The 25,451-nt window shown below is 72.8% G+C and carries 18 protein-coding genes; 14 read left to right on the forward strand and 4 right to left on the reverse strand.

Annotation, left to right across the window (positions count from 1 at the left end):
• The first annotated feature begins 128 nt into the window (after nt 1-128).
• The 13 genes from LRS14_RS27705 (at nt 129) to LRS14_RS27765 (ending at nt 20,567) form a co-directional block, all read left to right on the forward strand.
• Nucleotides 129-1,622 carry an acyltransferase domain-containing protein gene (locus LRS14_RS27705; protein WP_257801888.1) on the forward strand — a complete coding sequence of 498 codons (1,494 nt, stop codon included), beginning with the start codon at nt 129-131 and terminating at the stop codon, nt 1,620-1,622.
• Nucleotides 1,623-1,719: 97 nt separating this feature from the next.
• Nucleotides 1,720-7,602, forward strand: coding sequence for an SDR family oxidoreductase (locus LRS14_RS27710; protein ID WP_257801889.1), 5,883 nt, complete (start codon nt 1,720-1,722; stop codon nt 7,600-7,602).
• Nucleotides 7,599-11,531 (forward strand): cytochrome P450, encoded by a 3,933-nt coding sequence (locus LRS14_RS27715; RefSeq protein ID WP_257801890.1) that lies wholly within the window; start codon nt 7,599-7,601, stop codon nt 11,529-11,531. The genes LRS14_RS27710 and LRS14_RS27715 overlap by 4 nt, the downstream gene beginning before the upstream one ends.
• Nucleotides 11,524-12,894 (forward strand): NAD(P)/FAD-dependent oxidoreductase, encoded by a 1,371-nt coding sequence (locus LRS14_RS27720; RefSeq protein ID WP_257801891.1) that lies wholly within the window; start codon nt 11,524-11,526, stop codon nt 12,892-12,894. The genes LRS14_RS27715 and LRS14_RS27720 overlap by 8 nt, the downstream gene beginning before the upstream one ends.
• A gap of 80 nt (nt 12,895-12,974) precedes the next feature.
• Complete coding sequence (locus LRS14_RS27725) at nt 12,975-13,670, forward strand: ABC transporter ATP-binding protein (protein ID WP_257802236.1); 696 nt, start codon at nt 12,975-12,977, stop codon at nt 13,668-13,670.
• Nucleotides 13,667-15,109 (forward strand): ABC transporter permease, encoded by a 1,443-nt coding sequence (locus LRS14_RS27730; RefSeq protein ID WP_257801892.1) that lies wholly within the window; start codon nt 13,667-13,669, stop codon nt 15,107-15,109. Before LRS14_RS27725 ends, LRS14_RS27730 begins: the two co-directional genes overlap by 4 nt.
• Before the next feature lie 22 nt (nt 15,110-15,131).
• Entirely contained in the window at nt 15,132-15,911 is a 780-nt protein-coding gene (locus LRS14_RS27735; RefSeq protein ID WP_257801893.1) for an outer membrane lipoprotein-sorting protein, read from the forward strand.
• A gap of 14 nt (nt 15,912-15,925) precedes the next feature.
• Nucleotides 15,926-17,218: a hypothetical protein gene (locus LRS14_RS27740; protein ID WP_257801894.1), complete on the forward strand. Its 1,293-nt coding sequence runs from the start codon at nt 15,926-15,928 to the stop codon at nt 17,216-17,218.
• A 9-nt stretch (nt 17,219-17,227) separates the two neighbouring features.
• Nucleotides 17,228-17,629, forward strand: coding sequence for a DUF4345 domain-containing protein (locus LRS14_RS27745; protein ID WP_257801895.1), 402 nt, complete (start codon nt 17,228-17,230; stop codon nt 17,627-17,629).
• Nucleotides 17,626-18,099 (forward strand): DUF2147 domain-containing protein, encoded by a 474-nt coding sequence (locus tag LRS14_RS27750; protein WP_257801896.1) that lies wholly within the window; start codon nt 17,626-17,628, stop codon nt 18,097-18,099. The genes LRS14_RS27745 and LRS14_RS27750 overlap by 4 nt, the downstream gene beginning before the upstream one ends.
• Before the next feature lie 67 nt (nt 18,100-18,166).
• On the forward strand, nt 18,167-18,934 hold the full coding sequence (locus LRS14_RS27755; protein WP_257801897.1) for a 4'-phosphopantetheinyl transferase superfamily protein: 768 nt from the start codon (nt 18,167-18,169) through the stop codon (nt 18,932-18,934).
• A gap of 47 nt (nt 18,935-18,981) precedes the next feature.
• On the forward strand, nt 18,982-19,410 hold the full coding sequence (locus LRS14_RS27760; protein ID WP_257801898.1) for a CopG family transcriptional regulator: 429 nt from the start codon (nt 18,982-18,984) through the stop codon (nt 19,408-19,410).
• A 32-nt stretch (nt 19,411-19,442) separates the two neighbouring features.
• Complete coding sequence (locus LRS14_RS27765; RefSeq protein WP_257801899.1) at nt 19,443-20,567, forward strand: PHB depolymerase family esterase; 1,125 nt, start codon at nt 19,443-19,445, stop codon at nt 20,565-20,567.
• 10 nt (nt 20,568-20,577) lie between these two features.
• Here LRS14_RS27765 and LRS14_RS27770 read toward each other — a convergent pair whose 3' ends face one another.
• Together LRS14_RS27770 and LRS14_RS27775 are read right to left on the reverse strand one after the other, a co-directional pair.
• Entirely contained in the window at nt 20,578-21,204 is a 627-nt protein-coding gene (locus LRS14_RS27770; protein WP_257801900.1) for a protocatechuate 3,4-dioxygenase, read from the reverse strand.
• Nucleotides 21,205-21,236: 32 nt separating this feature from the next.
• Nucleotides 21,237-22,169, reverse strand: a complete 933-nt coding sequence (locus LRS14_RS27775) for a DMT family transporter (protein ID WP_257801901.1) — start codon at nt 22,167-22,169, stop codon at nt 21,237-21,239.
• A gap of 89 nt (nt 22,170-22,258) precedes the next feature.
• Here LRS14_RS27775 and LRS14_RS27780 point away from each other — a divergent pair, with 89 nt between their 5' ends.
• The gene (locus LRS14_RS27780) at nt 22,259-23,140 is read left to right on the forward strand and encodes a LysR family transcriptional regulator (protein WP_046114859.1); all 882 of its coding nucleotides are present in this window, start codon (nt 22,259-22,261) and stop codon (nt 23,138-23,140) included.
• A 28-nt stretch (nt 23,141-23,168) separates the two neighbouring features.
• Here LRS14_RS27780 and LRS14_RS27785 read toward each other — a convergent pair whose 3' ends face one another.
• On the reverse strand, nt 23,169-24,182 hold the full coding sequence (locus LRS14_RS27785; RefSeq protein WP_257801902.1) for an SGNH/GDSL hydrolase family protein: 1,014 nt from the start codon (nt 24,180-24,182) through the stop codon (nt 23,169-23,171).
• A gap of 169 nt (nt 24,183-24,351) precedes the next feature.
• Nucleotides 24,352-25,344, reverse strand: coding sequence for a GGDEF domain-containing protein (locus LRS14_RS27790; RefSeq protein WP_257801903.1), 993 nt, complete (start codon nt 25,342-25,344; stop codon nt 24,352-24,354).
• Between the last annotated feature and the right edge of the window lie 107 nt (nt 25,345-25,451).

The following is a 25,451-nucleotide window of genomic DNA, read 5'->3' on the forward strand; positions in this document are numbered from 1 at the left end:
GGCAAGCCCTACCCGACGTCTCGTCGGCTGCCTACCACAAGGCAGGCGCGCGTAATCGATAGAAATGACACATCCCGCTAAAGTGAAGGGCTTCGGCGGAGTGTCCATCCGCGCAGCGCCAAGTCCTCATGTCAACCGCCTTCCTCTTTCCCGGCCAGGGCGCCCACTACGCCGGCGTGCTGGGTGGCCTCCAGGCCTCGCACCCGGTGGTGCGGCAGGTGACGGACGAAGTCGAGCAGGTGGCCCGCGCACGGTTGGGCAAGTCCTTGCAGCGGGTGCTGTGGCAGGAGCCGCGCAGCACCCAGCAACTGCTGGACGACGATCCCGACCTGCTGCAACTGGCCCTGTTCGCCGTGCCGGTGGCGGTGCATGCGCTGCTCGTCGCGGGCGGCGTCCAACCGCAGGTGCTGATGGGGCACAGCTTCGGCGAGATTGCCGCGCTCACCTGCGCCGGCGCCTTCACGCCCGGCGAGGGTGCGCAGGTGGTGTGCGAGCGCATCGGTGCGCTGGCGGCCAATTCCGGCCCGCGCAGCGGCATGCTGGCGGTGGCGGCATCACGGGCCCGGGTGCAGCAGTGCCTGCAGGCCTGGTCCGCACGGCGCCCGCCACGTACCGGGCCAGGCGCTTCGGTCGCGCCGGTCCGGGTGGCGGTGGTCAACCATGCGCAGCAGGTGGTGGTCTCGGGAGAAGCGACCGAGCTGGACCTGTTCGCCGCGCATTGCGCCATGCAGGGCCTGCAGGCATGCGCGCTGCAGTCGCCCCACGGCTTCCACCATCCGGCGCTGGCCCGCGCCGCGCATGACTTCGCCGAGCGCCTGTCGGCATTCCAGGCGCGGCCGCTAGGCCTGCCGGTGTACTCGCCCATCCTCGGCCGCGCCTACCGCAGCGGCGACGACCTGGGCGAATGCCTGGCCCATCACCTGACGATGCCGGTCGATTTCGAGGCTGGCGTGCAGGCCCTGCTGGCGCAGCAGGTCAGCACCTTCGTCGAATGCGGCGCGCTCGACGCGCTCGGCAATAGCGTCATCCGCGTGGCCGGGCCGGGCCGGGCCAAGGTATTCGCAGTCCTCAAGCAGCGTGACGACGAACCAGCCGGCGTCGACCGCGTGTTCCAACACTTCCAGCCTCAGCGCATGACCACTCACACCACTGCCCCCGAGTCCGACCTGCTCACCGCCTTCGAGGCGTTCTGGCGCGAACGGGGCCCTGCCGTGGCCGGGCAGATCAAGTCCGAGTTCCTCAGCTTCATCCAGCTGCAACGCCACGCGGCGGTGGTGTCAACGCCGGCCGCGCCCGCGCCCGCGCCGGCCGCGGCGCCCGTTGCACCGGCGGTCACGGTGCCCGCTGCCGCCTTGCCGCGTGCGGAGCTGTTCGCGCAGCTGGTGGCCATCTACGCGCAGGCGATGGAGTACCCGCCCGAGGTGTTCACGGAAGGCGTGGAGCTGGAGTCCGAGCTGGGCATCGATTCGGTCAAGCAGACCGAGATCATCCAGCGCATCAGCGCGCAGTACAGGCTGCCGCCACTGCCGGCCAGTTTCCGCGCCGGCGACATCAAGACCATGGGCCAGATCGTCGACTTCGTGCACGCGAACGTCGGCCGCCCCGCGCTCGCCGCCGCCTGACGCGCGGCCACTGCCGCCTGCCGACCCGCGCCGCGCGCATCGCGCAGGCGCTGGCGGCGCCTGGGCGAGACGACAAGACAAACAAGGGGAGGGTGGTATGGCAGAGCAGGACCTGGCCGGCAAGCTGGTGCTGGTGACCGGCGGCGCGAAGAACGTGGGCAAGGCAATCAGCCGGCGCTTTGCAGAACGCGGCGCCCACGTGATCGTCAACTTCTTCCATTCGCTGGATGCTTCGCGCCAGACGGTGGCCGAACTGCGGGCCGAGGGCTTCAGCGTGGAAGCGATGCGGGCCTCGGTGGCGCAGAAGGCGCAGGTCGACCGCATGTTCGACGAGATTGAGGCCCGCCATGGCCGGCTCGACATCCTGGTGAACAACGCCGCCTCCGGCGCGCTGCTGGGCCTGCACGAGATCGCGGAGGAGCACTTCGACCGCGCACTGGACACCAACCTCAAGGGCGCCTTCTGGTGCGCCCGCCGGGCCTCGGCCCTGATGGCGCGCAGCGGCGGCGGGGCCATCGTCAACGTGTCGTCGGTGGGCGCCACGCTGGTGCCGGCCCACTACCTGGTGGTGGGCACCTCCAAGGCCGCGCTGGAGTCGCTCACCCGCTACCTGGCGGTGGAGTTCGCGCCGCTGAACATCCGCGTGAACACTGCCTCGGCCACGTTGATCGACGGTGCGGTGGCCGACATGTTCCCCGACCCCGAGGCCACCCGACAGTCCAGCATCGCGGCCACGCCGCTCAAGCGGCTGGCCACTGCGCAGGACATGGCCGACCTGGTGCTGTTCCTGGCCAGCGATGCCGCGCGCTGGGTGACCGGCCAGGTGGTGGTGGCCGATGGCGGGCTGTCCCTGTGCAGCGAAGCGCTGTCGCCGCGACGCCTGCCGGCCGTGCCAGCCGCTGCGGCGCCCGAAGCCGCCGCGCAGGCGGGCGTGGAGCCGCCGGACAGCGACGACATCGCCATCGTCGGCATGGGCCTGGCATTGCCGGGCGCCAGCGAGCTGGACGAGTTCTGGAAGGTGCTGATGGAAGGCACCGAGCTGTTCGGCAACGTGCCGCCGGACCGCTGGGACTACCGCTCCTTCCACTCGCCCGACCCGTCGGCGCAGGACAAGAGCTACCAGTCGCGCTCGGTGTTCATCGAGGGCTTCCGACCCGCGCCGGCGTTGCAGGCCGAGATCGACGCCGGCACCGCGCCGGCCGAACTCACCACGCTGTGGCTGCGCCATGCGCTGATGCGCGCGATGGAGGGCGTGCACCGGCGTGCCGGCGACCGCGGCAGCTTCCTGGTGGGCTACACCGCCGACGGCAGCCAGCACCTGGAGGAAGCGATGGTGCTGGCCGCCACGCGCCAGCGGCTGTCCGCCATCCTGGACGAGGACGGCACCGCGCCCGACGAGCGCGCGCGCTGCCTGGCGCAGGTGGAGCAGGTGCTGCAGGCGCGCTACCACCGCGGCGCGGCCGGCCTGGCCGAGTACTTCCCGCACCGCGTGGGTCAGGCGGCGATGCGCGGCGTGCTGCCCGACGACACCGAATGCATGATGATCGACACGGCCTGTTCGTCGTCGCTGTATTCCATCGACATCGGCATCAAGGGCCTGCTGCTCGGCCAGCATGACGTGGCGGTGTGCGGCGGTGCCTTCGCGCTGGCGCCGCGGGGCTCGGTGCTGTTCAGCAAGCTGCACGGCCTGTCGCGCAGCGGCGAGGTGCGGCCGCTGGACAAGGCCTGCGACGGCGTGCTGTTCGCCGACGGTGCCGGCGTGGTGGTGCTGAAGAAGCTGCGCCGCGCCGTGGCCGACGGCGACCGCGTGCTGGCGGTGCTCAAGGCCTTCGGCTCCTCGTCGGACGGCAAGGGCAAGGCCATCTATGCGCCCAATTCGGCAGGACAGGGCATCGCCATCCGCCGTGCCTATGCCCAGGCCGCACAGCCCGTGCCGCAGGTCGATTGGGTGGTGGCGCATGCCACCGGCACGCCTGCGGGCGACCTGGCCGAGTTCCAGAGCCTGCGAGAGACCCTCGGTCGCCAGCGGCCGGTGCAGGTCACCTCCAACAAGAGCCTGGTGGGCCACACCGGCTGGGCCGCCGGCGTGGTGTCGCTGATCCAGGTGGTGCTGGCCTTGCGCCACCAGGTCATCCCGCCGCAGCACCGCTTCGCCGAGCCGCCGGCCGCCTTCGGCATCGAGGACTGCAGCCTGCGCATCCCCACCACGCCAGTGGCCTGGCCGCCGCGGCCCGGCAGTGCGCGCATGGCCGCCGTGTCCGGCTTCGGCTTCGGCGGCACCAATGGTCACCTCGTGGTGGCCGAGCACCGGCCCGAGCTGCCCGCCCTGCCGCCCCGTGCGCTGGCACCGGCGGAGCCGCTGGTCATCGTCGGCTGGTCGGCCCGGCTGCCCGGCCTGGCCGACGACGAAGCCGTGGCCGCCTGGCTGCGCGGCGACGGGCCGGCACCGGCCCCGAGCTTTGGCGACAGCTACCCGCTTCCGCCTTTCGAGCGCGTGCGCATGCCCGGAGCCGTGCTGCGGGCGCTGGACCGCTGCCAGCTGATGTCGCTGGACGCCGCCCATGTGCTGCGCGATCGCCTCAGCGGCTTCTGGCAATCGCATGCCGACACCATCGGCGTGGTGATGGGCCACATGGGCCCCACCCGCAATGCCGCGCTTTACGCCAGCCGCTGCTACCTGGACGACATCGACACCGCGCTGCAGGCCGCGGACCCGGCGGTGCGGCGGCTGCTGGGCCCGCTGCGCCAGCGCACGCAGGCGCTGGTGCCGCCCACCACCGAGAACAGCTTCCCCGGGATGATGCCCAACGTGATCCCGGCACGGGTGGCCAACTACCACGACCTGCATGGCGCCAACATGACGGTGGACGCCGGCAATGCGTCCACGCTGGCCGCCTTCCAGGTGGCGGCGCGCTACCTGCGCTGCCATGAGTTCGACATGGTGCTGGTGGGCGGCATCCACGGCAACACGGCCGAGGAGGTGCTGCCGGCCTTCGGCGCCGCGCCGGCCGAGGCGGTGGTGCTGTTCGCGGTGATGACGGCGTCGCGCGCGCGGTCCGCCGGCCTGGCGCCGCTGGCCCGGGTGGAGGTGGATGCGTCGCTGGCCGGCGGTGCGGCGCCGACGCCCTTCACCGATGCAGCCGGCCGCCCGCTCACCTTCGCCGGTGCCGAAGGCGCTCTGGCCGTGTTGAGAGCCCTGGTGCGTGGCGAGCCGTCGGCCGTGGTCTCGGTGCCCAACCCGGGCGACCGCGGCCGCTTCGCCCTGCGGGTGAGCGCGGCGCAGCCGGCGGCGGCCCCCGCCCAGCCCGACCCGGCGCGGCTGCCGCAGGCGCTGCACCGCACCGACCAGGCGGCCGATGGCCAGCCGCTGGGCGTGCAGCGTCATCGCATCGAATGGCAGGCCACCGCCTGGCAGCCCGGGCCGCGTCCGCTGCAGTTCCTGCCGCCCGGCGCGGTCGTCATCACCGACGACGCCGCGCTGGCCGCGCAGCTGGTGGCGCCCTCGGCCGAGTTCGCCGTGCTGTGCACTGCGCCGCTGCCGGCGCCCCGGCCCGGCTGGCATCAGCTGCCGGCCGCCGAGGCCGACCGCTGGCCGACCCTGCTGCCCACGTTGCTGCCGGCCGGCGCGCGGCACCTGCGGCTGCTGACTTCGCTGCAGGCCTCGTCCCTGCCCGACAGCCCGGACGCAGGTGCCGAGGCCGTGCTGCAGCGGCTGCCGCTGCACGACCTGGCCTTCCTGGCCGTGAAGTGCTGCGCCGATGCGCTGGGCGAGGACGGATCCTTCATCACCCTGCTGCTGGACGCGGTCGCCGGGCAAGCGGCACATCCCGATGCGGGCGTGTTCACCGGACTGACCAAGTCGCTGGCCATCGAGATGCCCAAGGCCCGCGTGCTGGCGCTGCTGAGCGCGCAGCGCAGCGTGGCGCCCGCGGTGGCCGAGGCCGAGCGGGAGAGCGCAGCGCGCCAGCTGCTGCCGGTGGTGCTGCGCGACGGCGACCGCCGGCTCACCCCGCGCGTGGTGGCCGATCCCGGCGTGCTGCCGGCGCCGCCCGAGCAGGCGCCGCTGCAGCTGCATGCCGGCTCGGTGGTGGTGGCCGTGGGCGGCGCCCGCGGCATCACGGCCGAGCTGATGAAGGCCGTGGCCGCCACCTTCCGGCCCACGCTGTACCTGATCGGCAGCAGCCGCCTGGACGACCTGCCGCCGCAGGCACTGGCCGACGGCGACGAGGCCTTCGCCGCCAGCCGCGCCGAGTACATCCGTGCGCAGAGGGCGGCCCAGCCCGGCCTGACGGTGCCGCAGATCATCAAGGCCTTCGACCGGCTGCTGGAGCTGCGCGCCGCCCACCGCAACCTGCAGGTCATGCGCCAGCATTGCGGCGAAGGCCGGGTGCACTACCTGCGCGCGGACGTGCTGGATGCCGGGGCGCTGCAGGCCGCGGTGCTGCAGATCCTGTCGTGCCACGGCCAGGTGGACCTGCTGGTGAATGCGGCCGGGCTCAACCGTTCCGCCTCGGTCAAGGTGAAGAGCCTGGAAGACTTCCGGGCCGTGCGCGACATCAAGCTGCGCGGCCTGGTGAACCTGCGGGCCGCTTTCGCCGGCCACCTGCCGCGGGCCTGGTGCAACTTCGGATCGTTCATCGGCCTCACCGGCCAGTCGGGCGAGACCGACTATGCCGCCGGCAACGACTTCCTCAACACGCAGGCCCAGTACCGCCGCGCCCGCTTCGGGCTGGACGAGTTCACCATCGGCTGGACGCTGTGGCGCTCGGTGGGCCTGGGCGCCAATCCGGTCACCCGCGCCTTCCTGGAAAAGAGCGGGCTCTTCACCAGCATGCGCACCGAGGAGGGCGTGCACCACTTCCTGCGCGAGCTGTGCCTGCAGTCGCGTTGCGCCGCCTCGGTGCACCTGGGCGAGCCCGAGCGGCAGGCCATCGTTGCGCACCTGCCCGGCTTCTTCGATGCACCGCAGCCGGCGCAGGAGGCGCCTGCCTGCGTTGCGGTGCCAGGCCGCTTCTACATCGGCCGCGAGCTGCAGCGCAGTGCCGAGCACCTGCAGGTCGAACGGGTGTTCAGCCTCGAGACCGACGGCTACCTGCGGCACCACCTGGTCAACGGCTTCGCCACGCTGCCCGGCACCTTCGTCACCGAACTGGCGGCCGAGGTGGCGCTGCAGCTGATGCCTGGGCTGCAGGTGGTGGGCTTCGAGGATGCGGTGTTCCACCACTTCCTGCGGGTGTACGACGCCGCGCGGCCCAGCACCAAGCGCATTGGCGCCAGGGTGCTGCAGCGCGATGGCGACCTGGTGGTGCTGCAGGTGCATGTCACCGGGGACGTGCATTCGCCCGCGGGCGTGCTGCTGCGCAAGGACAAGCTGCACTTCGAGATCAAGGTGCTGCTGGCGCCGCGCCACGAGAAGGCGCCCACCTGGCCGCATTGGCCGCTGCAGGAGGAGCAGCCGGTGCCGGACCCCTACCACCTGGAGGGCGCGCCGGTGCGGCTGACGAGCATGTTCGTCTCCACCACCGACACCCGCAACACGCCGCTCGGCAAGCGCGCCCGCTACGCGCTGGCGCTGCCGTCGGACGACGCGGTGTTCTCGCAGTTCCTGGTGCCCACCATCCTGCTGGACGGGCTGGCGCGGGTGGCAGTGCTGAACCTGGTGGCTGGCGACTACATCCCGCTGGCCGCGCCGGCGGCCATCCGCCGCATCGACCTGTACGAGTCCGGCAACGACCTGCAGCTGAGCGCGCGGCATGCCGGCATCGAGCTGTATGCCACGCCGCGGGACTTCGCGCTGGAGGGCACCGGGCTGCGCAACCGCTTCGTGGCCACGCGGCCCGACGGCCGCATGGTGGCGCAGATGAAGGACGTGACCGGCGTGGTCATCGGCTACGTGCACTGCCACACCGGTGCGCTGGTATCCAGGGCCGAGGTGGAGGCCCTGCTCGCGGAACGCCAGTCCGGCGGGGTGGCGCGATGAGCGGCCCGCGCAAGCCGCCGCGGCGCATCGCGCCCGGCCCGCGCGGCAGCCTGCTGATGGGCAACCTGGCGGCGTACAAGCAGGACCCCATCACCATGCTGATGCAGCTGCGGCTGCAGCATGGCGACGTGGTGCGCAACCGGCTGGGGCCCTTCCTCACTCATGCGCTGGCGCATCCGGAGAACGTGCAGCACGTGCTGCTGGACAACCAGCGCAACTACGTGCGCGGCCGCTTCTACGAGAACTTCAAGATTTTCTTCGGCGACGGCCTGCTCACCACCGACGGCGAGTTCTGGCGGCGCCACCGTCGCGCGGTGCAGCCGCTGTTCCATCGCCGGCAGGTGGAGCAGCACACCGACGCCATCGGCAATGCGGCCATGGGCCTGGTGCAGCGCTGGAGCCGGCTGCCGGCCGGCGAGCCGGTGGAGGTGGTGGAGGAGATGATGCACCTCAGCCTGGCGATGCTGGGCCTGATGGTGTTCAACACCGACATCTCGGCCCATGCCCGCGAGGTGGGTCCGGCGGTGCGCTTCGGCATCGCGGCCATGATGCCGCAGGGCGACGTCAACGACTTCATCCCGCGGGCCTGGCCCACCCGCTTCAACCGCCACATCAAGACGGCGCGGCGGGCGATCGACGGCGTCATCGCCGGCATCATCCAGGCGCACCGGGCCGAGCGCAGCGCACCCAGCGACGTGATCTCGCTGCTGCTGGCCGCGCGCCATCCCGACACCGGCCTGCCGATGACCGAGCAGGAGGTGCACGACGAGGTGATGACCGTCTTCCTCGCCGGCCATGAGACCACCGGCAGCGGCCTGGCCTGGGCGCTGCATGCGCTGGCGCAGCACCCTGCCGTGCTGCGCCGTCTGCGTGACGAGCTGGATGGCCGGCTCGGCGGACGGCCGCCGAGCACCGACGACCTGGCCGCCTTGCCCTACCTGGGCCAGGTGGTCGACGAGGTGCTGCGGGTGTACCCGCCCATCTGGGGCTACACCCGCGACCTGCTGGAGGACGACGAGATCGGCGGCTTCCACATCCCGGCGAAGTCGTCGGTGTTCATGTCGCCCTACGTCACCCACCGCCACCCGGACTTCTGGCGCAATCCGGAGGCGTTCGACCCGGACAACTTCGCGCCCGGCGCCGGGCCGCAGCACACCTTCGCCTACTTCCCCTTCGGCGGCGGCATGCGCAAGTGCATCGGCTTCCAGACCGCGCTGCTGCAGATGAAGGTGGTGGTGGCCTGCGTGGCGCAGCACCTGGACCTGGCCTCGCTGCCCGGCCATCCCATCGAGCGCGGCGCGCTCATCTCGCTGCGCCCGGTGCAGGGCCTGAAGCTGCTGCTGCGCCCGCGGGAGCGCCAGCGTGCTGCGCCGCCGGCGGCCGAAGCGGTGCCCACCGCATCGGCCAGCGCCTGCCCCAGCGCGACGCATGCGGCGCCGGCCAGGGCGGCCGCTACGCCGCCGCCGCCGCCGGTGGCAGCGCCGGCTTCCGGCCTGCCGCCGGCGCTGCGCTTCACCTGGTTTCCGGCGGCCATCGACCCGCTGCCGGCCGCGGCCTCGCCGGCGCTCGCGGGCAAGCATGTGGTCGTGCTCAACGGCCGGCCGGCCACGGCCGAGCGTGTCTGCACCGCCCTGGCCCGGGCCTGCGCCCGCGCCACCGTGTTCGCGCCCGAGCCCGGTGCCGACCTGGCGGCCGCCGCCCGCGCGCTGGCCGCCGGCCGGCCCATCGACGGCATCGTGGACCTGGGGCTGGAGGCTTCCTTCGACCTGGCCGATGCGGATGCCTGGCAGGCGCCGATGAGGCGCAGCATCGCGCTGCTCCAGGCCTGCTACGGCAGCTGGGTGCGGGAGGAGGACACCTCGCGCCTGTTCTACCTGCCCGTGACCTGGATGGACGGGCAGATGGGCCATGGCGAGGGCACCGCGCTGCCGCAGCCGCTCGGTGGCCTGTGGGCCGGCCTGGCCAAGACGCTGCCGCAGGAACTGCCCAACTGCAACGTGCGCGTGCTCGACCTGGCGCCGGACGAGGCGGCCGACTTGGACCGGCATGTGGTGTCCGAGCTGTACCGCTGGGGCCTGTTCGAGGTCGGTCGCCGGGGCGGCCGCCGCTACACGCTCAAGGCACGCCAACAGGCGCTGCCGGCCGACCAGCGGCCCGCGCTCGCACCGGGCGACACCGTGCTGTTCTCCGGCGGTGGCCGCGGCATCGGGCTGCTGTGCGCGCGTGCGCTGGCCGCGGCCCACGGCTGCACCGTGGTGGTCACCGGCCGCGAGCCCCTGGCCGATGGCAGCGAGCCCTGGATGCAGCTGGACGATGCCGGCTTCCGCCTCTACGGCAAGCAGGCCCTGCTGGCGGCCACGCCGGAGCGGCTGCCAGCCGTCATCCGCGCCGAGCTGGCCCGCATGGAGCGGCGCCGTGCCCTGCGCAAGGCGCTGGACGACATGCAGGCGCAGGGCCTGCAGGTGCACTACCGCGTGTGCGACATCACCGATGCCGCCGCCGTGCGGGCGCTGTGCGACGAGATCGGCGATGCGCTGCGGCTGGTGGTGCACAACGCAGGCGTGGACCGGCCGGTGCGGCTGGCCGGCAAGCGTGCCGACGACTTCATCGACACGGTGCGCACCAAGGTGGCGGGCTTTGCGGCCCTGGCCGCGGCCGTGGCGCACCGGCCGCGGCTGCTGCAGTTCTGCAACGTGGGCTCGCTCACCGGACGCTGGGGCGGCATGACCGGCGAGACCGACTATGCCGCCGCCAACGAGGCCCTGGCCCGGCTCGGCCTGTGGGCCCAGCGTGGCGCGCTGCCATGCTGCGTCAAGACGTTGGACTGGCCCACCTGGGACGGCGTGGGCATGATCACCAACTTCGCGGTGACGCAGCGCTATGTCACGCCAATGGCGCTGGTCGATGGCGTCGCCCACTGGCTGCGCGAGCTGGGCGACGACCGCAGCGGTGAGGTGATGTTCATGGGCGCGGTGGGCCGTGCGCTCACCCCGGTGCAGATCCAGGGCTTCAGCCCGATCCTCGACCTGCCCAACATCGACGAGCTGGTGGGCCGGCACCATCACTGCGGGCAGCCGCAGCGCTTCCTGCCGCATGCGCGCTTCGTCACCGATTGCCGGCTGGATGCCGACCTGGCGCCCTGGACCCGCGGCTTCCGCCTGCAGGGCGAGCCGGCGCTGCCGGTGTCGATGCTGGTGGACTACCTGCTGCAGGTGGCCGACTGGGTGCCGCCCGAGACGCTGCGGCCGATGGCGCCGCAGGCGCTGCTGCAGGTGTCGGTGCAGCTGCATGCGCTGGCCTGCCCGCAGGGCCTGCCCGCCTTGCGCACCGAAGCCCGCGGCGGCTGGGTGGGCGATGCCTGGCAGGTGCAGCTGCGGTGCACGGCCGTCGATACCGGGCTGGAGCTGCTGAGCCTGGTGGTGGAGTCGCGGGAGGCCGCCACCGGCGTGCCGGCTGCGCTGGCCGTGGTGCCGCCCGCGCAGGGCGACGGGGTGCTGGAGCTGCCGCCGCTGCCGACGGGCGCGGCCTGGGACGGCCGCCTGTTCCGCGCCGCGCGCTGGGAACGCCGGCCCGCCCCCGGCGTGCTGCGCAGCGGCCGCGTGGCGCCTGCCTGCGCGGCCGACCTGTGGAGCATGCCGCACGCGCCGCAGCTGCGGCTGCCGGTGGCGCACCTGGAGAACGCGCTGCGCGTGGCCTGGCCGGCCGGCGAAGCCGGGGCCACCGTTCCCGCCTTGCTGCGCATCGAGCGCATCGAGCTGCTGGCCGCCGATGCGGCCGCCGCCGCCGACACCGTCGTGCAGCAGGCCGACGGCCGCTTCATCGTGGCCGACGCGGACCACCGGCCGCTGCTGGTGATCGACGGCATCGGCTTCGCGCCCGTGGCGGCGACCGCCACCGCACCGCAGACCCTGCAGGCCCAACATGTCTAGACAAGATCGCAGCGACCGCTATTGCATCATCGGGGCCGGCGCCGCCGGCATCACCTCGGCCAAGAACCTGCGCGAGCAGGGCATCGCCTGCGACGTGATCGAGCGCGAGGACGACATCGGCGGCACCTGGTATTACGGCAAGCCCTGCAGCGCCGTCTACCGGTCGGTGCACATGATCAGCTCCAAGGCCTTTTCGGAGTACACCGACTACCCGATGCCCGCGCACTACCCCACCTATGCGCGTGGCGACCAGGCGCTGGACTACCTGCGCAGCTATGCCCGGCACTTCCATGTGACCGGCCAGGTCGAGTTCGGCCGCAGCGTCACCGAGATCGAGCCGGTGGCCGGCAGCACCGCCTGGGACGTGCGGCTGGACGGCGGGGAATGCCGCCGCTACCGCGGCGTGATCGTGGCCAACGGTCACCTCAGTCATCCGGTGCTGCCCGACTACCCCGGCCACTTCGATGGCCTGCAGCTGCATTCGGCCCAGTACAAGACGCCGGAGCTGCTGCGCGGCAAGCGGGTGCTGGTGGTGGGCGCGGGCAATTCCGGCTGCGACATCGCCGTGGAGGCGGTGCACCATGCGGCGGCCGTCTTCCACAGCACGCGGCGCGGCTACTACTACTGGCCCAAGTTCCTGTTCGGCCTGCCGGCCGACGAATGGGCGGAATGGCCGCTGCGGCTGCGCATGCCGCTGTGGGCCCGGCGCCTGTTCGGCAAGCCGCTGCTGCGGCTGTGCACCGCCGGCCAGCCGGAAACCTATGGCCTGCCCCGGCCCGACCACAAGCTGTTCGAGTCGCACTTCATCATCAACTCCACGCTGTTCTACCACCTGGGGCATGGCGACCTGCAGGCCAGGGGCGACGTCAAGGCCCTGTGCGGCAAGGAGGTGGAGTTCAGCGATGGCAGCCGCGAGCAGGTGGACGTGATCGTGTACGCCACCGGCTTCCAGACCAGCTTCCCCTTCATCGCCGCAGAGCACCTGGCCTGGCCGCGCAACGCGCCGCGGCTGCACCTCAACATGTTCGACGACCGGCACCCGGAGCTGTTCTTCATTGGCCTGTTCCAGACCTCCACCGGCAACTGGCCCTTGATGGACTACCAGGCCCAGCTGCTGGCCCGGCTGCTGCGTGCGCGCAGCGAGGCCCCGGCGCTGGCGCAGCGTGTGGAACGCCGGCTGCGCCGGGGCGCGGCGGTGCATGGCGGCATCCATTTCCACCGCACGCCGCGGCATGCCATCGAACTGGAGCACTTCAGCTACCGGCTGGCGCTGAAGAGGCTCATCCGGTCGCTGCCCGGACAGCCGGTGGCCGCCGCACCCGCCCCACGCGCGGCCGCCACGGTGCAGGAGGGTGCTCGTTGAGCGCCGCCGCCCGGCCGCACGAAGGCGGCGCTTCTCCGGCTCGGCAGGAACCCGCGCGGCAGGGTGCGCCGGCCAGCGTCGTGGAGCTCGAGCGCGTCACCCGCAGCTATGTGCTGGGCAGCGTGCAGGTCACCGGCGTGGACGATGTCAGCCTGCGCATCGAGGTGCCGCGCTTCACGGTGCTCAGCGGCCCTTCCGGCAGCGGCAAGACCACGCTGCTCAACCTGATCGGCTGCATCGACCGGCCGGACACCGGCCGCATCACCGTGCTCGGGCACGACGTAGGCCGCCTCCAGGACGATGCGCTGTCCGACTTCCGCGGCCAGCACGTGGGCACCGTGTTCCAGACCTTCAACCTGCTGCCGGTGCTCTCGGTGTACGAGAACGTGGAATACCCGCTGCTGCTGGCGCGCGTGCCGGCGGCCGAGCGGCGCGAGCGCGTGATGGCGCTGCTGCAGGAGGTGGGGCTGGCCGACAAGCGGGCCCACTGGCCGGGCCAGCTGTCCGGCGGCCAGCGGCAGCGGGTGGCCATCGCGCGCGCGCTGGTGCGCAACCCTGCGCTGGTGCTGGCCGACGAACCCACGGCCAACCTCGACAGCCGCACCGGTGAAGCCATCATCGGCCTGATGCGGCGCATGCAGCGCGACAAGCGCATCGCCTTCATCTTCTCGTCGCACGATCCCCGGGTGCTGGCTGCGGCCGACGAGGTGGTCCACATCCAGGACGGCCGCATCACCGGCCAAGGCCTGCAGCAGCCGCGCGAGGTGGCCGCATGAAGCCCCTGCGGACGGAAGGCGGCGGCCAGCTGCGCCTGGCGCTGCGCAACCTGCAGCGCAACCGGCGGCGCTCCATCACCACCCTGCTGGCGATGGTGGTGGGGGTGTGCGCGGTGCTGCTGTTCGGCGGCTTCAGCCGCGACATCACGCTGGGCCTGCAGACCGACTTCGTGCAACGCAGCGGCCACCTGCAGATCCAGCGCGAGGGCTATTTCCAGTTCGGCAGCGGCAACTCGGCGGCCTACGGCATCCGCGAGCATGGGCGCCTGATGGCGCTGCTGCGCGCCGACGAGGTGCTGGCGCCGATGCTGGAGGTGGTGACGCCCACGCTGCAGCTCGGTGGCATCGCCGGCAACTTCGCCGCGGGCGTGTCCCGCACGGTGATGGTCCAGGGCATGGTGGCGGCCGAGCAGCGCCACTTGCGCGCGTGGAACGACTACGGCTTTCCGCTGCAGCAGCGGCCGCTGCCGCTGGCCGGCACGCCGGAGGACGCCGTGGTGGTCGGCCACGGCGTGGCCCGCGTGCTGCAGCTGTGCGCTCCGCTGCGGCTGGATGACTGCGCCGCGGCGCCTGCGCTGCCGCGGCCCACGCCGTCGGCGGTCGACGAGTCCGCCCCCGGCATGCCAGCCGACCTGCAGGCCCTGGGCAGCCTGGCTGCGGCCGAGGGCGTGCCTGCGCTGCAGGCCGATGCGCTGCGTATCGAGGTGCTGGCGGCCAATACCCATGGCGCGCCCAACGTGGGCAGCTTCCGGGTGGCCGCGGCCGAGCAGCAGGGCGTCAAGGAGCTGGACGACGTGCACATGGCCATGCACCTCGTCCGCGCCCAGCAGCTGGTGTATGGCAACGACACACCGCAGGTCACCTCGGTGCTGCTGCAGCTGCGCCATACCGCCGACCTGCCGCGGGCCCGCGAGCGGGTGGCCCATCTGCTGCAGCGGCATTTCAGCCACCAGCGGCTGGCCATCCTGGACTTTGCCGAGCTCAACCCGTTCTACGACCAGACCAACCGCATGTTCTCGGCCATCTTCGGCTTCGTGTTCGTGCTGATCGGCGCCATCGTGCTGTTCGTGGTGGGCAACACCATGAGCATGGCCATCATCGAGCGCACCGTCGAGATCGGCACGCTGCGCTCGATGGGCGTGCGCCAGGGCGGCATCCAGCGCCTGTTCATCATCGAAGGCCTGCTGCTGGGCCTGGCCGGCTCGGCCATCGGCGTGGTGGCCGCGCTGCTCATCGCCACCGCGGTGAACCACAGCGGCCTGTCCTGGACACCGCCCGCGCGCATCGACTCGGTGGCGCTCACCGTGCGGGTGTGGGGCGAATGGCGGCTGATGCTGGCCACCTTCGCGGTGCTGGCCGGCATGGCCGGGCTGTCCGCCTGGTGGCCTGCCCGCCGCGCGGCACGGCTGGCCATCGTCGATGCGCTGCGCCATGTGTGATTCACCTGCCTCCTTCTCTTCCATGCTCCGCAGACATCTCCTGCTGTACGCCGGCGGCCTGGCCGCCCTCGGCACCGCATGGGCCCAGCCGGCGCCCGATGCCCAGAAGCTGCTGGCCGCCAGCGACCTGATCCGCAATCCGGCGCAGTCCTTCGTGCTCACCGTGGGGCTGACCGAGTACCGCGGCGGCAAGCAGGTGGATGGCAACACCCTGGCCATCTATTCACGGCCGGACGAGCGCGGCGGCGCCTTCCGCACGCTGGTGCGCTTCATGGCGCCGGCGCGCGATGCCGGCAAGTTGATGCTGAAGAACGGCGCCGACCTGTGGTTCCACGACCCGGCCAACAAGGCCACCATCCGCATATCGCCCGAGCAGCGGCTGCTGGGCCAGGCGGCCAACGGCGACGTGGCCACCGCCAACTTCGCGCACGACTACCGGGCCAGCCTGGTGGGGGAAGAAGAGGTGACCGACGGCGAACGGCAGCCGCGCCGCGCCCACCGGCTGAACCTGGCGGCCGCCGCCAGCGGCCTGACCTACCACCGCATCGAACTGTGGATCGACGCGGCCAGCCAGCAGCCGATCAAGGCGCGCTTCTTCTCGGAAAGCGACCGGCTGCTGAAGACGGCGTTCTACCGCCGCTACCAGCCGCAGCTTGGGCAGCTGCGCCCGACCGAGACGGTGATCATCGACGGGCTGGACCCCGGCTGGGTGACGGTGATGCGCTTCGGCGACTACGCCTGGCGCGACATCCCCGAGGCCTGGCTGCAGCGCGACCACCTGCCGCGTTTTCGCGCCGAATGACGATGCGGCGGCGCATGCACCGCAGGACCGCGCTGGCCTGCGCGCTGTGCGGCGGGCTGGCCGGGCCGGCGCACGGCCAGGCACCGGCGCCGGCGCCGGCCGATACCGCCGCCGAGGCGGCGCTCGACCTGGCGGATGCACAGGCCGCCACGTCGCCTGGCCCGGCACGCGAGTGGCAGGCCCGGCTGGAGCTTTCCGCCCGCCAGGCGCAGGGCGCGGGGCCTGATGCCGGCCGCAGCCGCGTGGCCGTGGAGGCCTCGGCCACGCATGCACTGGCCGCGCACTGGGCGGCGCGGGGCGCGCTGCGCCTGGAACACGACGAGCCGCTGGGCGGCGCCCGCGGCCCGTCGGCATCGCGCGGGCAGCTGAAGGAGGCCCTGGTCGCGTGGTCACCCGACCCGCGGCACACCTGGGAGCTGGGCCGTATCGTGGAACGCGCCGGCGCGGCGCTGGGCACCAATCCGACCGACTTCTTCCTGCCTGGCGCGGTGGCCGCCGATGCGGCGCCCGACCCTGAAAGCCGGCGCACGCAGCGACTGGGCAGCGTGATGCTGCGCGGCCAGCGGCTGTGGCCGCAGGGTGCGCTTTCGGTGATGTGGTCGCCGCGCCTCGCCTCGCCGCATGGTCCCGGGCAGCCGGGCGCGGAGGGCACGCTGCAGCACACCAACGGCGTCGGCCGCCTGTTGCTGGTGGCCAGCCACCGGTGGCGGCCCACCGTGCAGCCGCAATGGCTGCTCTACCGTGAAGAGGGCGGCGCGCCGCAGGCGGGCCTCAACCTCAGCCAGGCGTGGGGCGATGCGGTGGTGGCCTATGCGGAATGGGCCGGCGGCCGCCAGCCCTCGCTGGCCGAGCGGGCGGAGGGCCGGCGTGCAGGCCGGCACTTCAGCCACCGCGCGGTGCTGGGCGCCAGCTGGACGCTGCCGATCGACCTCACCCTGACGGCGGAGCTGCAGCACGACGGATCGGCCCTGGACGGGCCGGCCCTGCGCCGCCTGGCGCGCGACGAGCCTGCGCGCTGGGGCGGGCTGATGCAGGCGGCCCTGGCCTCGCAGCAGCGCCCCACGAGCCGGGGCGTGTTCGTGCATGCCGTCTGGCGCAATGCGCTATGGCGCGGGCTGGATGCATCGGCCTTCGTGCAGCGCGATCCCGGCGATGGTGGCCGCCAGGCCTGGCTGGAGCTGCGCCGTCGCCTGAAGCAGTCCGACCTGTCGCTGCAGTGGCAGCAGCAGCGCGGCCCGGCCTGGAGCCGCTTTGGCGCCGCGCCCGATCGCACCGCCCTGCAGCTGCTGTACGTCCATTACCTGTAAGGAGAGAGGATGACCCGACGAGCCCTTCAAGTCGCCACCGCCGTGCTGGCCTGCGTGCCCACGTTCACCGGGCTGCTGGCCATGACCGGGGTGCACGACCCGCTGTATGCGAACCTGGCGCTGCCGCCGGATGCCACGCTGGACAGCAACCTGCGCTTCTACGGCGGCGTGTGGCTGGGCCTGGGCCTGGCCGCGTTCTGGCTGGTGCCGCGCATCGAGCAGCACACCGCGATGTTCCGGGCGCTGTGGCTGATGATCTTCCTCGGCGGCGTGGGCCGGGCGCTGTCGCTGGCGCTGATGGGCCTGCCCTTCCTGCCTTTCGTGGGCTTCACCGTGCTGGAGGTGGTGGGCGCGCCGCTGTTCATCGGGTGGCAGGCCCGCGTGGCCCGGGCGGCGGAGGCACGGTCGTGAGCGGCCGGCGTGTCTGGCGCGCCCGGGCGCTGGGGCTGCTGTGGCTGGCCGCCGGTCCGGTGGCCGCTTCGGGCGTCGACGGGCTGTGGCAGCAGTTCGACGACGATGGCCGGCTCAACTCGCTCGTGCGCATCGAGACGGTCGGCGGCCAGGTGCAGGCCACCATCGTCAAGGGCTACCCGGTGCCCGGCCGAGCCGCCGACGCCGACGTGCGCTGCGGCCGCTGCCCCGGCGAGCTGCGCGACCGCCCGCTGATCGGCCTGCGCTTCCTCTGGGGCCTGAAGGGCAGCGGTCCCGCCTGGGACGATGGCCAGATCCTCGATCCCGAGGACGGCGCCATCTACCGCGCCAAGGCCACGCTGTCCGACGACGGCAGCCGACTCACGGTGCGGGGCTACCTGGGCGTTTCGCTGTTTGGCCGCAGCCAGGTCTGGCGCCGCCACACCGGGCCGGCGACTGAGAACCTGTGAACGAACCACTCACGCCCGCTCGACGCGCCCTGACGACCCGGCTCGTCGTTGCAGTTCTGACGGCTCGGTGAGCCCCACCGGACCAGCCGCACGCTTCGAGCCGGCCCGCCTGCAGGCGCCGCCGCCGCTGGCGGAGGGGCAGCTGCACCTGTGGCGGCTGCACCTGCCCTCGGCACCGGCCTGGCTGGCGCTGCCGCTGCACAGCCTGTCGCCCGATGAGGCGCAGCGCGCGTCGCGGCTGGTGTTCCCTGCCCTGCGCCGCGCCTGGCAGGCCGCCCGGGCGCTGCAGCGCGCGGTGCTGGGCGCCTACCTGGACTGCCCGCCGCAGCGGCTGCGGTTCCGGCCCGGCCCGGGCGGCAAGCCGCTGCTGGCCGGCGGTGCGCTGGCCTTCAACCTCAGCCACAGCGGGGATGCGGTGCTGCTGGGGATCACCCGCGGGCTGGCCTGCGGTGTGGACCTGGAAGCGCTGCGCCATTCGCTGGCGGACACGGCGCTCGCCGAGGCCTGCCTGGGTCCGCAGGAATGCAGGGCCTGGCATCGCCTGCGCCCGGCGCAGCGTCCGCGTGCCCTGCTGCAGGCCTGGACCCGCAAGGAGGCCTGGCTCAAGTGCACCGGCCAGGGCCTGCGGGAGGACCCGCGTCGGCTGCAGATGCCTTGGCTCACGCAGCGCCAGCCCCATGCCTTCCGGCCGCCGCCGGCGTCGGCCATGCACCTGCTGCCGCCCGCCGGCGTCATCGGCGACCTGCCTCTGGGCACCGGCTTCGTGGGCGCCTGGGCCACCGCACCGGCGCCGACCGGCTGGCGCGGCCTGTGCCTGGGCTGGCCCTCCGACTGACCAGGGATTGCCATCTTCCATCCATATGGATGGTGCTAGGATGGCTCATGCCTTCCAAACCCGCACTTGCCGCCGTCGCCCCGGCCAAACCGGTCGATTCCGAGAAGATCACCATCAACCTCGGTTTCGTCGACCTGGGCCAGATCGACCTGCTGGTGGCCGAGGGCTTTTACGGCAACCGCAGCGACTTCATCCGCACCGCCATCCGCAACCAGATCGGCGCCCATGCCGACGCGGTGAAGCAGGTGGTGGCCCGCAAGATGCTGGTGCTGGGCCTGCAGCACTTCAGTGCCGCCGACCTGCAAGCCGCCCGAGATGCCAACGAACGGCTGCACATCCGGGTGCTGGGCCTGGCCACTTTCGCCGACGACGTCACGCCTGAACTGGCGCGCGACACCATCGCCTCCATCGACGTGCTGGGCGCGCTGCATGCGTCGCCGGCGGTCAAGGCCGCCCTGTGCGGTCGACAGCGTTGATCCGTTTTCCCCAACTTCCCATGAAAGACCGCATGAATGCCTCGCTCCACGATCTGATGCGCGAGGCCACGCGGCTCACGCAGGGCGGCCAGCTGGCCGAAGCCACCGCGGCGCTGCAGCAAGCGCTGCGCGGTGCCATGCCCGCCGCATCGCCGACCACCACGGCCGACCCGGGCCTGGTGATCGACGGCCACGTCTTCGAGGTGCCCGAGCCGGGCCGGCCCCGGCCGGCCCCGGCCGCACCGGAAGCCGCCCAACCCTCGCCGGCGGCCCAGCCCGACAGCTTCGTGGCCGGCGTGCTGGCCCACGGCGGGCGCAGCTGGCGCTACAAGCTCTACGTGCCGCCTGCGGCCGCGCAGGCCACCGCCGCCGCGCCGCTGCCGCTGGTGGTGATGCTGCACGGCTGCACCCAGAATCCTGACGACTTCGCCGCCGGCACCGGCATGAACACGCTGGCACGGGAGCAGGGCTTCTACGTGCTGTACCCCGAGCAGTCGCAGGGCGCCAATCCGCAGCGCTGCTGGAACTGGTTCAAGCACAACCACCAGCAGCGCGGCAGCGGCGAGCCGGCGGCCATCGCGGCCCTGGTGCAGACGGTGCGCGCCGCCCATCCGGTGGATGCCGGGCGGGTGTACGTGGCCGGGCTGTCGGCCGGCGGGGCGATGGCGGCCATCGTGGCTGCCGCCTATCCCGACGTGTTCGCGGCGGCGGGCGTGCACAGCGGCCTGCCCGGTGATGCCGCGGGCAACCTGCAGGAAGCCCTGGCCGCGATGAACGGCAGCGCCACCGGCCCCAGCGCCGCGGCCCGCACGCCGCGGCCCGCGAAGCCGGTGCCCACCATCGTGTTCCATGGCGACGCCGATGCCACGGTGCATCCGCGCAATGGCGAGCGGCTGCTGTCGGCCGCGGTGGCTGGCGGCGCGGGCGGCACCGCCGCGCCCGAAGTCGAGCAGGGCCGCAGTGCCGGCGGCCGGCGCTTCAGCCGCAGGCTGCACCGGGCGGCCGACGGCCGCACCCAGGCCGAGCACTGGCTGGTGCACGGTGCCGGCCATGCCTGGGCCGGCGGCCAGCCGCGCGGCAGCTATACCGATGCCGCCGGGCCGGATGCATCGCGCGAGATGCTTCGCTTCTTCCTGCAGCACCGGCTGCCGGTCTGACGGGCCGCCGTCAGGCCGCGATCACCAGCGGAAAGTCGGCTTCCAGGCCGCCGCTGCCGGCCACGAACGGCCGGGTGAGGGCGGCGCGGCCGGACTCGTCCAGGCTGCGCCAGAGGAAGTCGCGGGCATTGCCCGGATCGCCCTGCACGTACAGCTGCGTGGTCAGCAGCTCACGCCGGCCATGCAGCACCTTCACATGGATGTGCGGCGTGCGGCCGGCATAGGCCACCGGGCGGATGGTGCGGAAGCGGTAGCGGCCGTCGGCGCCCACCACCATGCGGCCATAGCCCTGGAAGGCGGTGTCCGCCCGGTCGCCATCGCCCGGGTGGCGGTAGCGGCCGGCATGGTCGCACTGCCAGATCTCCACCGTCGCGCCGTCCAGCACGCGGCCGGTGGTGTCCAGCACCTGGCCCTGCAGCCAGGCCGGCTGGCCTTGCGCGTACCGGCGGCCGCCCCGGTCCAGCAGGTCGGCATCCGCATCGCCGTCGAACGCGGGCGGATAGAAAGGGCCTTCGGTCTGCCGCGGCGTGGGCGGCTGCCGGCCTTGTGCCCAGACCGGGCGCAGCAGCGCAGGGCAGGCCACCAGGCTGGCGGCGGCCAGGGCCAGGCGGCGTCGAGGCAGGGCGGGTGACGGCATCGGCATGCTCCGGTGGCGGATGGGCGGCCAGCTTAATCCGCGGGCCGGCCGCGCGTGCGCCAGGGTCGCGGGCCTGGCGCGCCAGCCGGCCGGCTGCGCGAGGCCCACAACGCCACCGCCATCAGCCCCACGCCGGCCGACTGCAGCGGGCCCAGGGCCTGGCCGTACACCGCCCAGTCCACCAGCAGCGCCGCGCCGGGGTAGACGAACTGCAGCACCGCGATGCGCTCGGCCGGCAGGCGGGCCATGCCCTCGTACATCAGCACATAGGCCAGGCCGGTGTGCAGCACGCCAAGGCCCGCCAGCCAGGCCCAGGCCGAAGGCGCGGTGGGCAGGCCATGGACCAGCGGCCAGCCGGCCAGCAGCACCGTGCCCACCAGGCACTGCCACCAGGCCAGCGCCAGCGGACTGGCGCCGGCCGCGCCCTTGGCGATGAGCGTGACCACCGCGTAGGTGAAGGAGGCGGCCAGGCACATCAGCAGCCCGCCGGCCAGGGCGGTGCCCAGGGCCAGGCCGCCGCCGCCATCGCCCGCCACGCCCGAAGCGAGTACCAGGCCCAGCATGGCCGCCGCGGCGGCACCGGCCTGCCAGCGCCCCACCGGCTCATGCAGCCACAGCGCCGCCAGCGCCATCACCCAGAACGGTTGCGCATGCACCACCAGCGTGGCCAGGCCGATGGGCACGTGCGCCATCGCGGCGAAGAACAGCGACCAGTTCAGCACCATCAGCCCACCCGCGGCCAGCGCGGCACCCAGCGCGCGGCCCCGCAGCCGCAGCTCATGCAGCCGGCCGCTGGCCAGGGCCCAGGCGCCGAGGGCCAGCGCACCGAAGGCGCAGCGGGCCCACACCGCCATCAGCGGATGCTGGCCCGACTCATGGACGAAGACGCCCAGCGTGCCCAGCAGCAGGCTGCCGGCCACCATCAGGGCCTGGCCGGTGGTTTCCTGGGAGCGGGAGGTGTCCATGGCGCCATGGTCGTTGCGCATGACACATCGGTAAAGCGCATCGTTTGCGCATCTACCATTCGGTTTCCAGATGGATGTGGAGAGTGGCGATGGCCGGCAAGGACCTGCAGATCGATTGGCTGCGTGCGCTGGTGGCGGTGGTGGATGCGGGCTCGCTGTCGGCGGCGGCACCGCTGCTGCACCGTTCGCAGTCGGCGGTGAGCACGCAGATCCAGAAGCTGGAAGACGTGGTGGGCCGGCCGCTGCTGCTGCGGGGCCCGCGCCACCTGGACCTGACGCCGGCCGGCACCGAGCTGCTGGCCTATGCGCGGCGGCTGCTGGCGCTGCATGGCGAGGCGCTGGGCGCGCTGACCGGCCCGGTGCTGCACGGCCGGGTGACGCTGGGCGTGCCCGACGACTATGCGGCCAGCTACCTCACGCCGGTGCTGCGCAGTTTCTGCAGCCTGCAGCCGGAGGTGGAGATCGCGCTGGTGTGCGAGCAGTCCACCGCGCTCATCCCGCAGGTGCAGCGTGGCGAGCTGGACGTGGCCCTGGTCTCGCGCGACCGCCCGCAGCGCGGCACGCTGCTGTTCGAGGAGCCGCTGGTGTGGGTGGGCGCGCCCAAGCAGGAAGCCTGGCGCCGTCATCCACTGCCGGTGGCCGCCTACGAGCCCGGCAGCCTGGCCCGGCGCGATGCCCTGGCCGCGCTGGCGGCGCAGCGGCGGGCCCACCGCATCGTCTACGCCAGCTCCAGCCTGGCCGGCCAGCTGGCCGCGGTGCACAGCGGCATGGCGGTGGCGGTGCTCACCCGCTGCAGCGTGCCGCCCGGCCTGCTGGTGCTGGGCGAGCGACACGGCCTGCCGCCGCTGCCGGCCATGCAGGTAGCGGTGCTGCGCAGCAAGGCCTCCCGTGGATCGGCCGCGGTGGATGCGCTGGAGCAGCAGGTGCTGCAAACACTTCGGCAGTCGACTGCCGCTGGCGCCGGCAACTGAGGCCGGCGCCTGGCGCGAACGGAAGCGGTCAGCGCGCTGCCAGCAGCCGCTGCACCATGCCCATCGCGATCAAGCCATGCACCTGCGTGGTGGGGTGGGCCATGTCCCAGAACAGCACCGGCGGCACCGGGGCGTCCAGCGGCACGTCCACGCAGTCCATGGGATTGAGGAAGAGGCAGCCCACGGCCGGCGTGTTGGGCGAGACCACCGCCAGCGCCGGCGGGCTGGCCGACAGCAGGCCGGCGGCCAGCAGCGCCTCGCCCAGCTTGAACACGTCCAGCGACACGATCTTCACGCCCGGCAGCGTGGCCGACAGCGTGGCCAACTGCTGCGCCAGCAGCGCGTTGTGCGCCTTGGTGATCAGCGTCGATGCCTCGGCCTGGCCTTGCGAGCGGGCCAGGGGCGTCAGGCCCATGTCGGGCAGGTTGGGCACCAGGAAGCGGCGTGCGCCCTTGGCATGCAGCGCCTGGATGGCCAGCACCACGTTGCGCACCACCGGCTCGGGCGAGGTGGCGCCGTTGAAGGCGTAGTCGTTGCCGCCGCCCCAGACCACGTAGAGGCCGTCCGCGCGTGCACGGCGCGGGCCCAGCGCCTGCTGGAACAGGCCCACCTGTTCCAGCATCGTGGGCACCTTGCTGGGGTTGCCCGGCAGCAGCGGGCCGCCGGAGATCGCGCCGCCGAAGGCGAAGTTCACCGCGCCCACCGCCGGCAGCACCGGCTGTGCCAGGAAAGGCTGCAGATCGGCCGCCTTGGGCGGCGCCACGGCGCGCCACAGGTGCTCGACAGCCACCGGGCCGTTGGAGAAGCGGCCTTGCCAGTAGGTGGCGTGCGGCGACACGGAAGGCGGCAAGGCCGGCACCTGGCCCACGCGCTGGCTCAGCAGCAGGCTGTTGCCGGTGTCGGAGAGGCTGTCGCCGAACACGAACAGGCTGGTGAACACCGGGCGGCCGCCTTCGGCCCGGGCCTGCGTGAGGGGTGCCAGCGTGGTGGCGCCCACGGCCAGCACGGCCGCGCACAGGCGAACGATCTTGCGGTACTGCATGCAATCACTCCTCGGGGTTTCTTCTGGTCGCAGGCGATGCAGCCGCAGCGCCTGCCGCCCCGCTTCCACCACGGGGCGGCGCGATGCTATGCCGGCGCGGCCGTGCAATCGGCATGCCGAACGCCGAGGTGGAGATTAGCCGTGGCCTTGACGCCAGGCCGCGCCGCGCTTACGCGCCGCTGCGGTCCGGCACGCCGTCGGCGTGGCGGCAGCGGTGCTGGCGCTTGCGTTCGTACATGCGTTCGTCGGCCTGGCGCAGCAGCAGCTGGCCGGCCAGGTAGCTGCCGGGGCCGGTCTCGCAGGCCCCGTGGCTCACGCTCAGGCCCAGCTGGTCGAAGGCCTGCAGCAGCCGCGGCAGGTAGCGCTGCTGCACCTGCGCCAGCGAGCAGTTGGGCAGCACCACCACGAACTCGTCGCCGCCATAGCGGAAGCAGCAGTCCTCCAGCCGCGAGTTGTTCAGCAGCGCCAGGCCCACCTGGCGCAGCACCTCGTCGCCCCGCAGATGGCCGTGCTCGTCGTTGATGAGCTTGAAGTCGTCCACGTCCAGGAACACCACCGACACCGGCTCGTCGCGCCGCTGCGCGCTGCTGAGCACCCGCTCCAGCGTGGGCGTCAGGTGGCTGGCGTTGTACAGGCCGGTGAGCGGATCGGTGATCGCCCGCTGCTGCAGCGCATGGATGGCCGCATGCAGCGCCTGCACCTCGCCATGCGCGCGCAGTGCACCCAGCACCGCCAGCGGCAGCGCTTCCTCGTCGCGGCGCTCGGTCTCGGCCTCCAGGCAGGCATTGACGTCGTGCTCGGCCAGCGCCCGCCGCGCCGGCAGGCCGCACCGCGGGCCGGTACGCAGCACGATGCGCAGGCCGCGCTGGCCCATCACCTCGCGGATGTGATCCACCAGCGCCAGGCCGGCCTGCGGCGTGTCCAGCGCCAGGTCGATCAAGGCGACCGCCATGTCCGGCACCGCGCGCAGCAGCTGGCGGGCCTCGGCTGCGCTGGTGGTGGCATGCAACTGCAGCCGCCGGCCGAGGAAATGCAGGCCGTGCAGTGCCTGTGCGGTGCGGGCGAGGCCGGCCGGCCCTTCGGCCACCACCAGCACCTGCCACGGCGCGGCTGGCGGGGCGGAGTGGCAGGAAGCCGGTTGGCCGGCGGCGTGCTGGAGCATGGCGGAGGAAAGGGAGCTGGCGGGATGGCATCGATGACGCCTGCTGCGCCACGCCTATCACTTCGGAGCATTTGCTTGCAACTTGAGCCCGCGGCCGCTGTAGGCCG

The organism is Aquincola sp. J276 (assembly GCF_024700035.1).
Taxonomy (GTDB): Bacteria; Pseudomonadota; Gammaproteobacteria; order Burkholderiales; family Burkholderiaceae_C; genus Aquincola; species Aquincola tertiaricarbonis.

Excerpts from the sequence above, each read along its gene's own strand:
- LRS14_RS27705 (WP_257801888.1), top strand. The coding sequence starts at position 129 with ATGTCAACCGCCTTCCTCTTTCCCGGCCAGGGCGCCCACTACGCCGGC.
- LRS14_RS27710 (WP_257801889.1), top strand. The coding sequence starts at position 1,720 with ATGGCAGAGCAGGACCTGGCCGGCAAGCTGGTGCTGGTGACCGGCGGC.
- LRS14_RS27715 (WP_257801890.1), top strand. The coding sequence starts at position 7,599 with ATGAGCGGCCCGCGCAAGCCGCCGCGGCGCATCGCGCCCGGCCCGCGC.
- LRS14_RS27720 (WP_257801891.1), top strand. The coding sequence starts at position 11,524 with ATGTCTAGACAAGATCGCAGCGACCGCTATTGCATCATCGGGGCCGGC.
- LRS14_RS27730 (WP_257801892.1), top strand. The coding sequence starts at position 13,667 with ATGAAGCCCCTGCGGACGGAAGGCGGCGGCCAGCTGCGCCTGGCGCTG.
- LRS14_RS27735 (WP_257801893.1), top strand. The coding sequence starts at position 15,132 with ATGCTCCGCAGACATCTCCTGCTGTACGCCGGCGGCCTGGCCGCCCTC.
- LRS14_RS27740 (WP_257801894.1), top strand. The coding sequence starts at position 15,926 with ATGCACCGCAGGACCGCGCTGGCCTGCGCGCTGTGCGGCGGGCTGGCC.
- LRS14_RS27745 (WP_257801895.1), top strand. The coding sequence starts at position 17,228 with ATGACCCGACGAGCCCTTCAAGTCGCCACCGCCGTGCTGGCCTGCGTG.
- LRS14_RS27760 (WP_257801898.1), top strand. The coding sequence starts at position 18,982 with ATGCCTTCCAAACCCGCACTTGCCGCCGTCGCCCCGGCCAAACCGGTC.
- LRS14_RS27765 (WP_257801899.1), top strand. The coding sequence starts at position 19,443 with ATGAATGCCTCGCTCCACGATCTGATGCGCGAGGCCACGCGGCTCACG.
- LRS14_RS27770 (WP_257801900.1), bottom strand. The coding sequence starts at position 21,204 with ATGCCGTCACCCGCCCTGCCTCGACGCCGCCTGGCCCTGGCCGCCGCC.
- LRS14_RS27775 (WP_257801901.1), bottom strand. The coding sequence starts at position 22,169 with ATGGACACCTCCCGCTCCCAGGAAACCACCGGCCAGGCCCTGATGGTG.
- LRS14_RS27780 (WP_046114859.1), top strand. The coding sequence starts at position 22,259 with ATGGCCGGCAAGGACCTGCAGATCGATTGGCTGCGTGCGCTGGTGGCG.
- LRS14_RS27785 (WP_257801902.1), bottom strand. The coding sequence starts at position 24,182 with ATGCAGTACCGCAAGATCGTTCGCCTGTGCGCGGCCGTGCTGGCCGTG.
- LRS14_RS27790 (WP_257801903.1), bottom strand. The coding sequence starts at position 25,344 with ATGCTCCAGCACGCCGCCGGCCAACCGGCTTCCTGCCACTCCGCCCCG.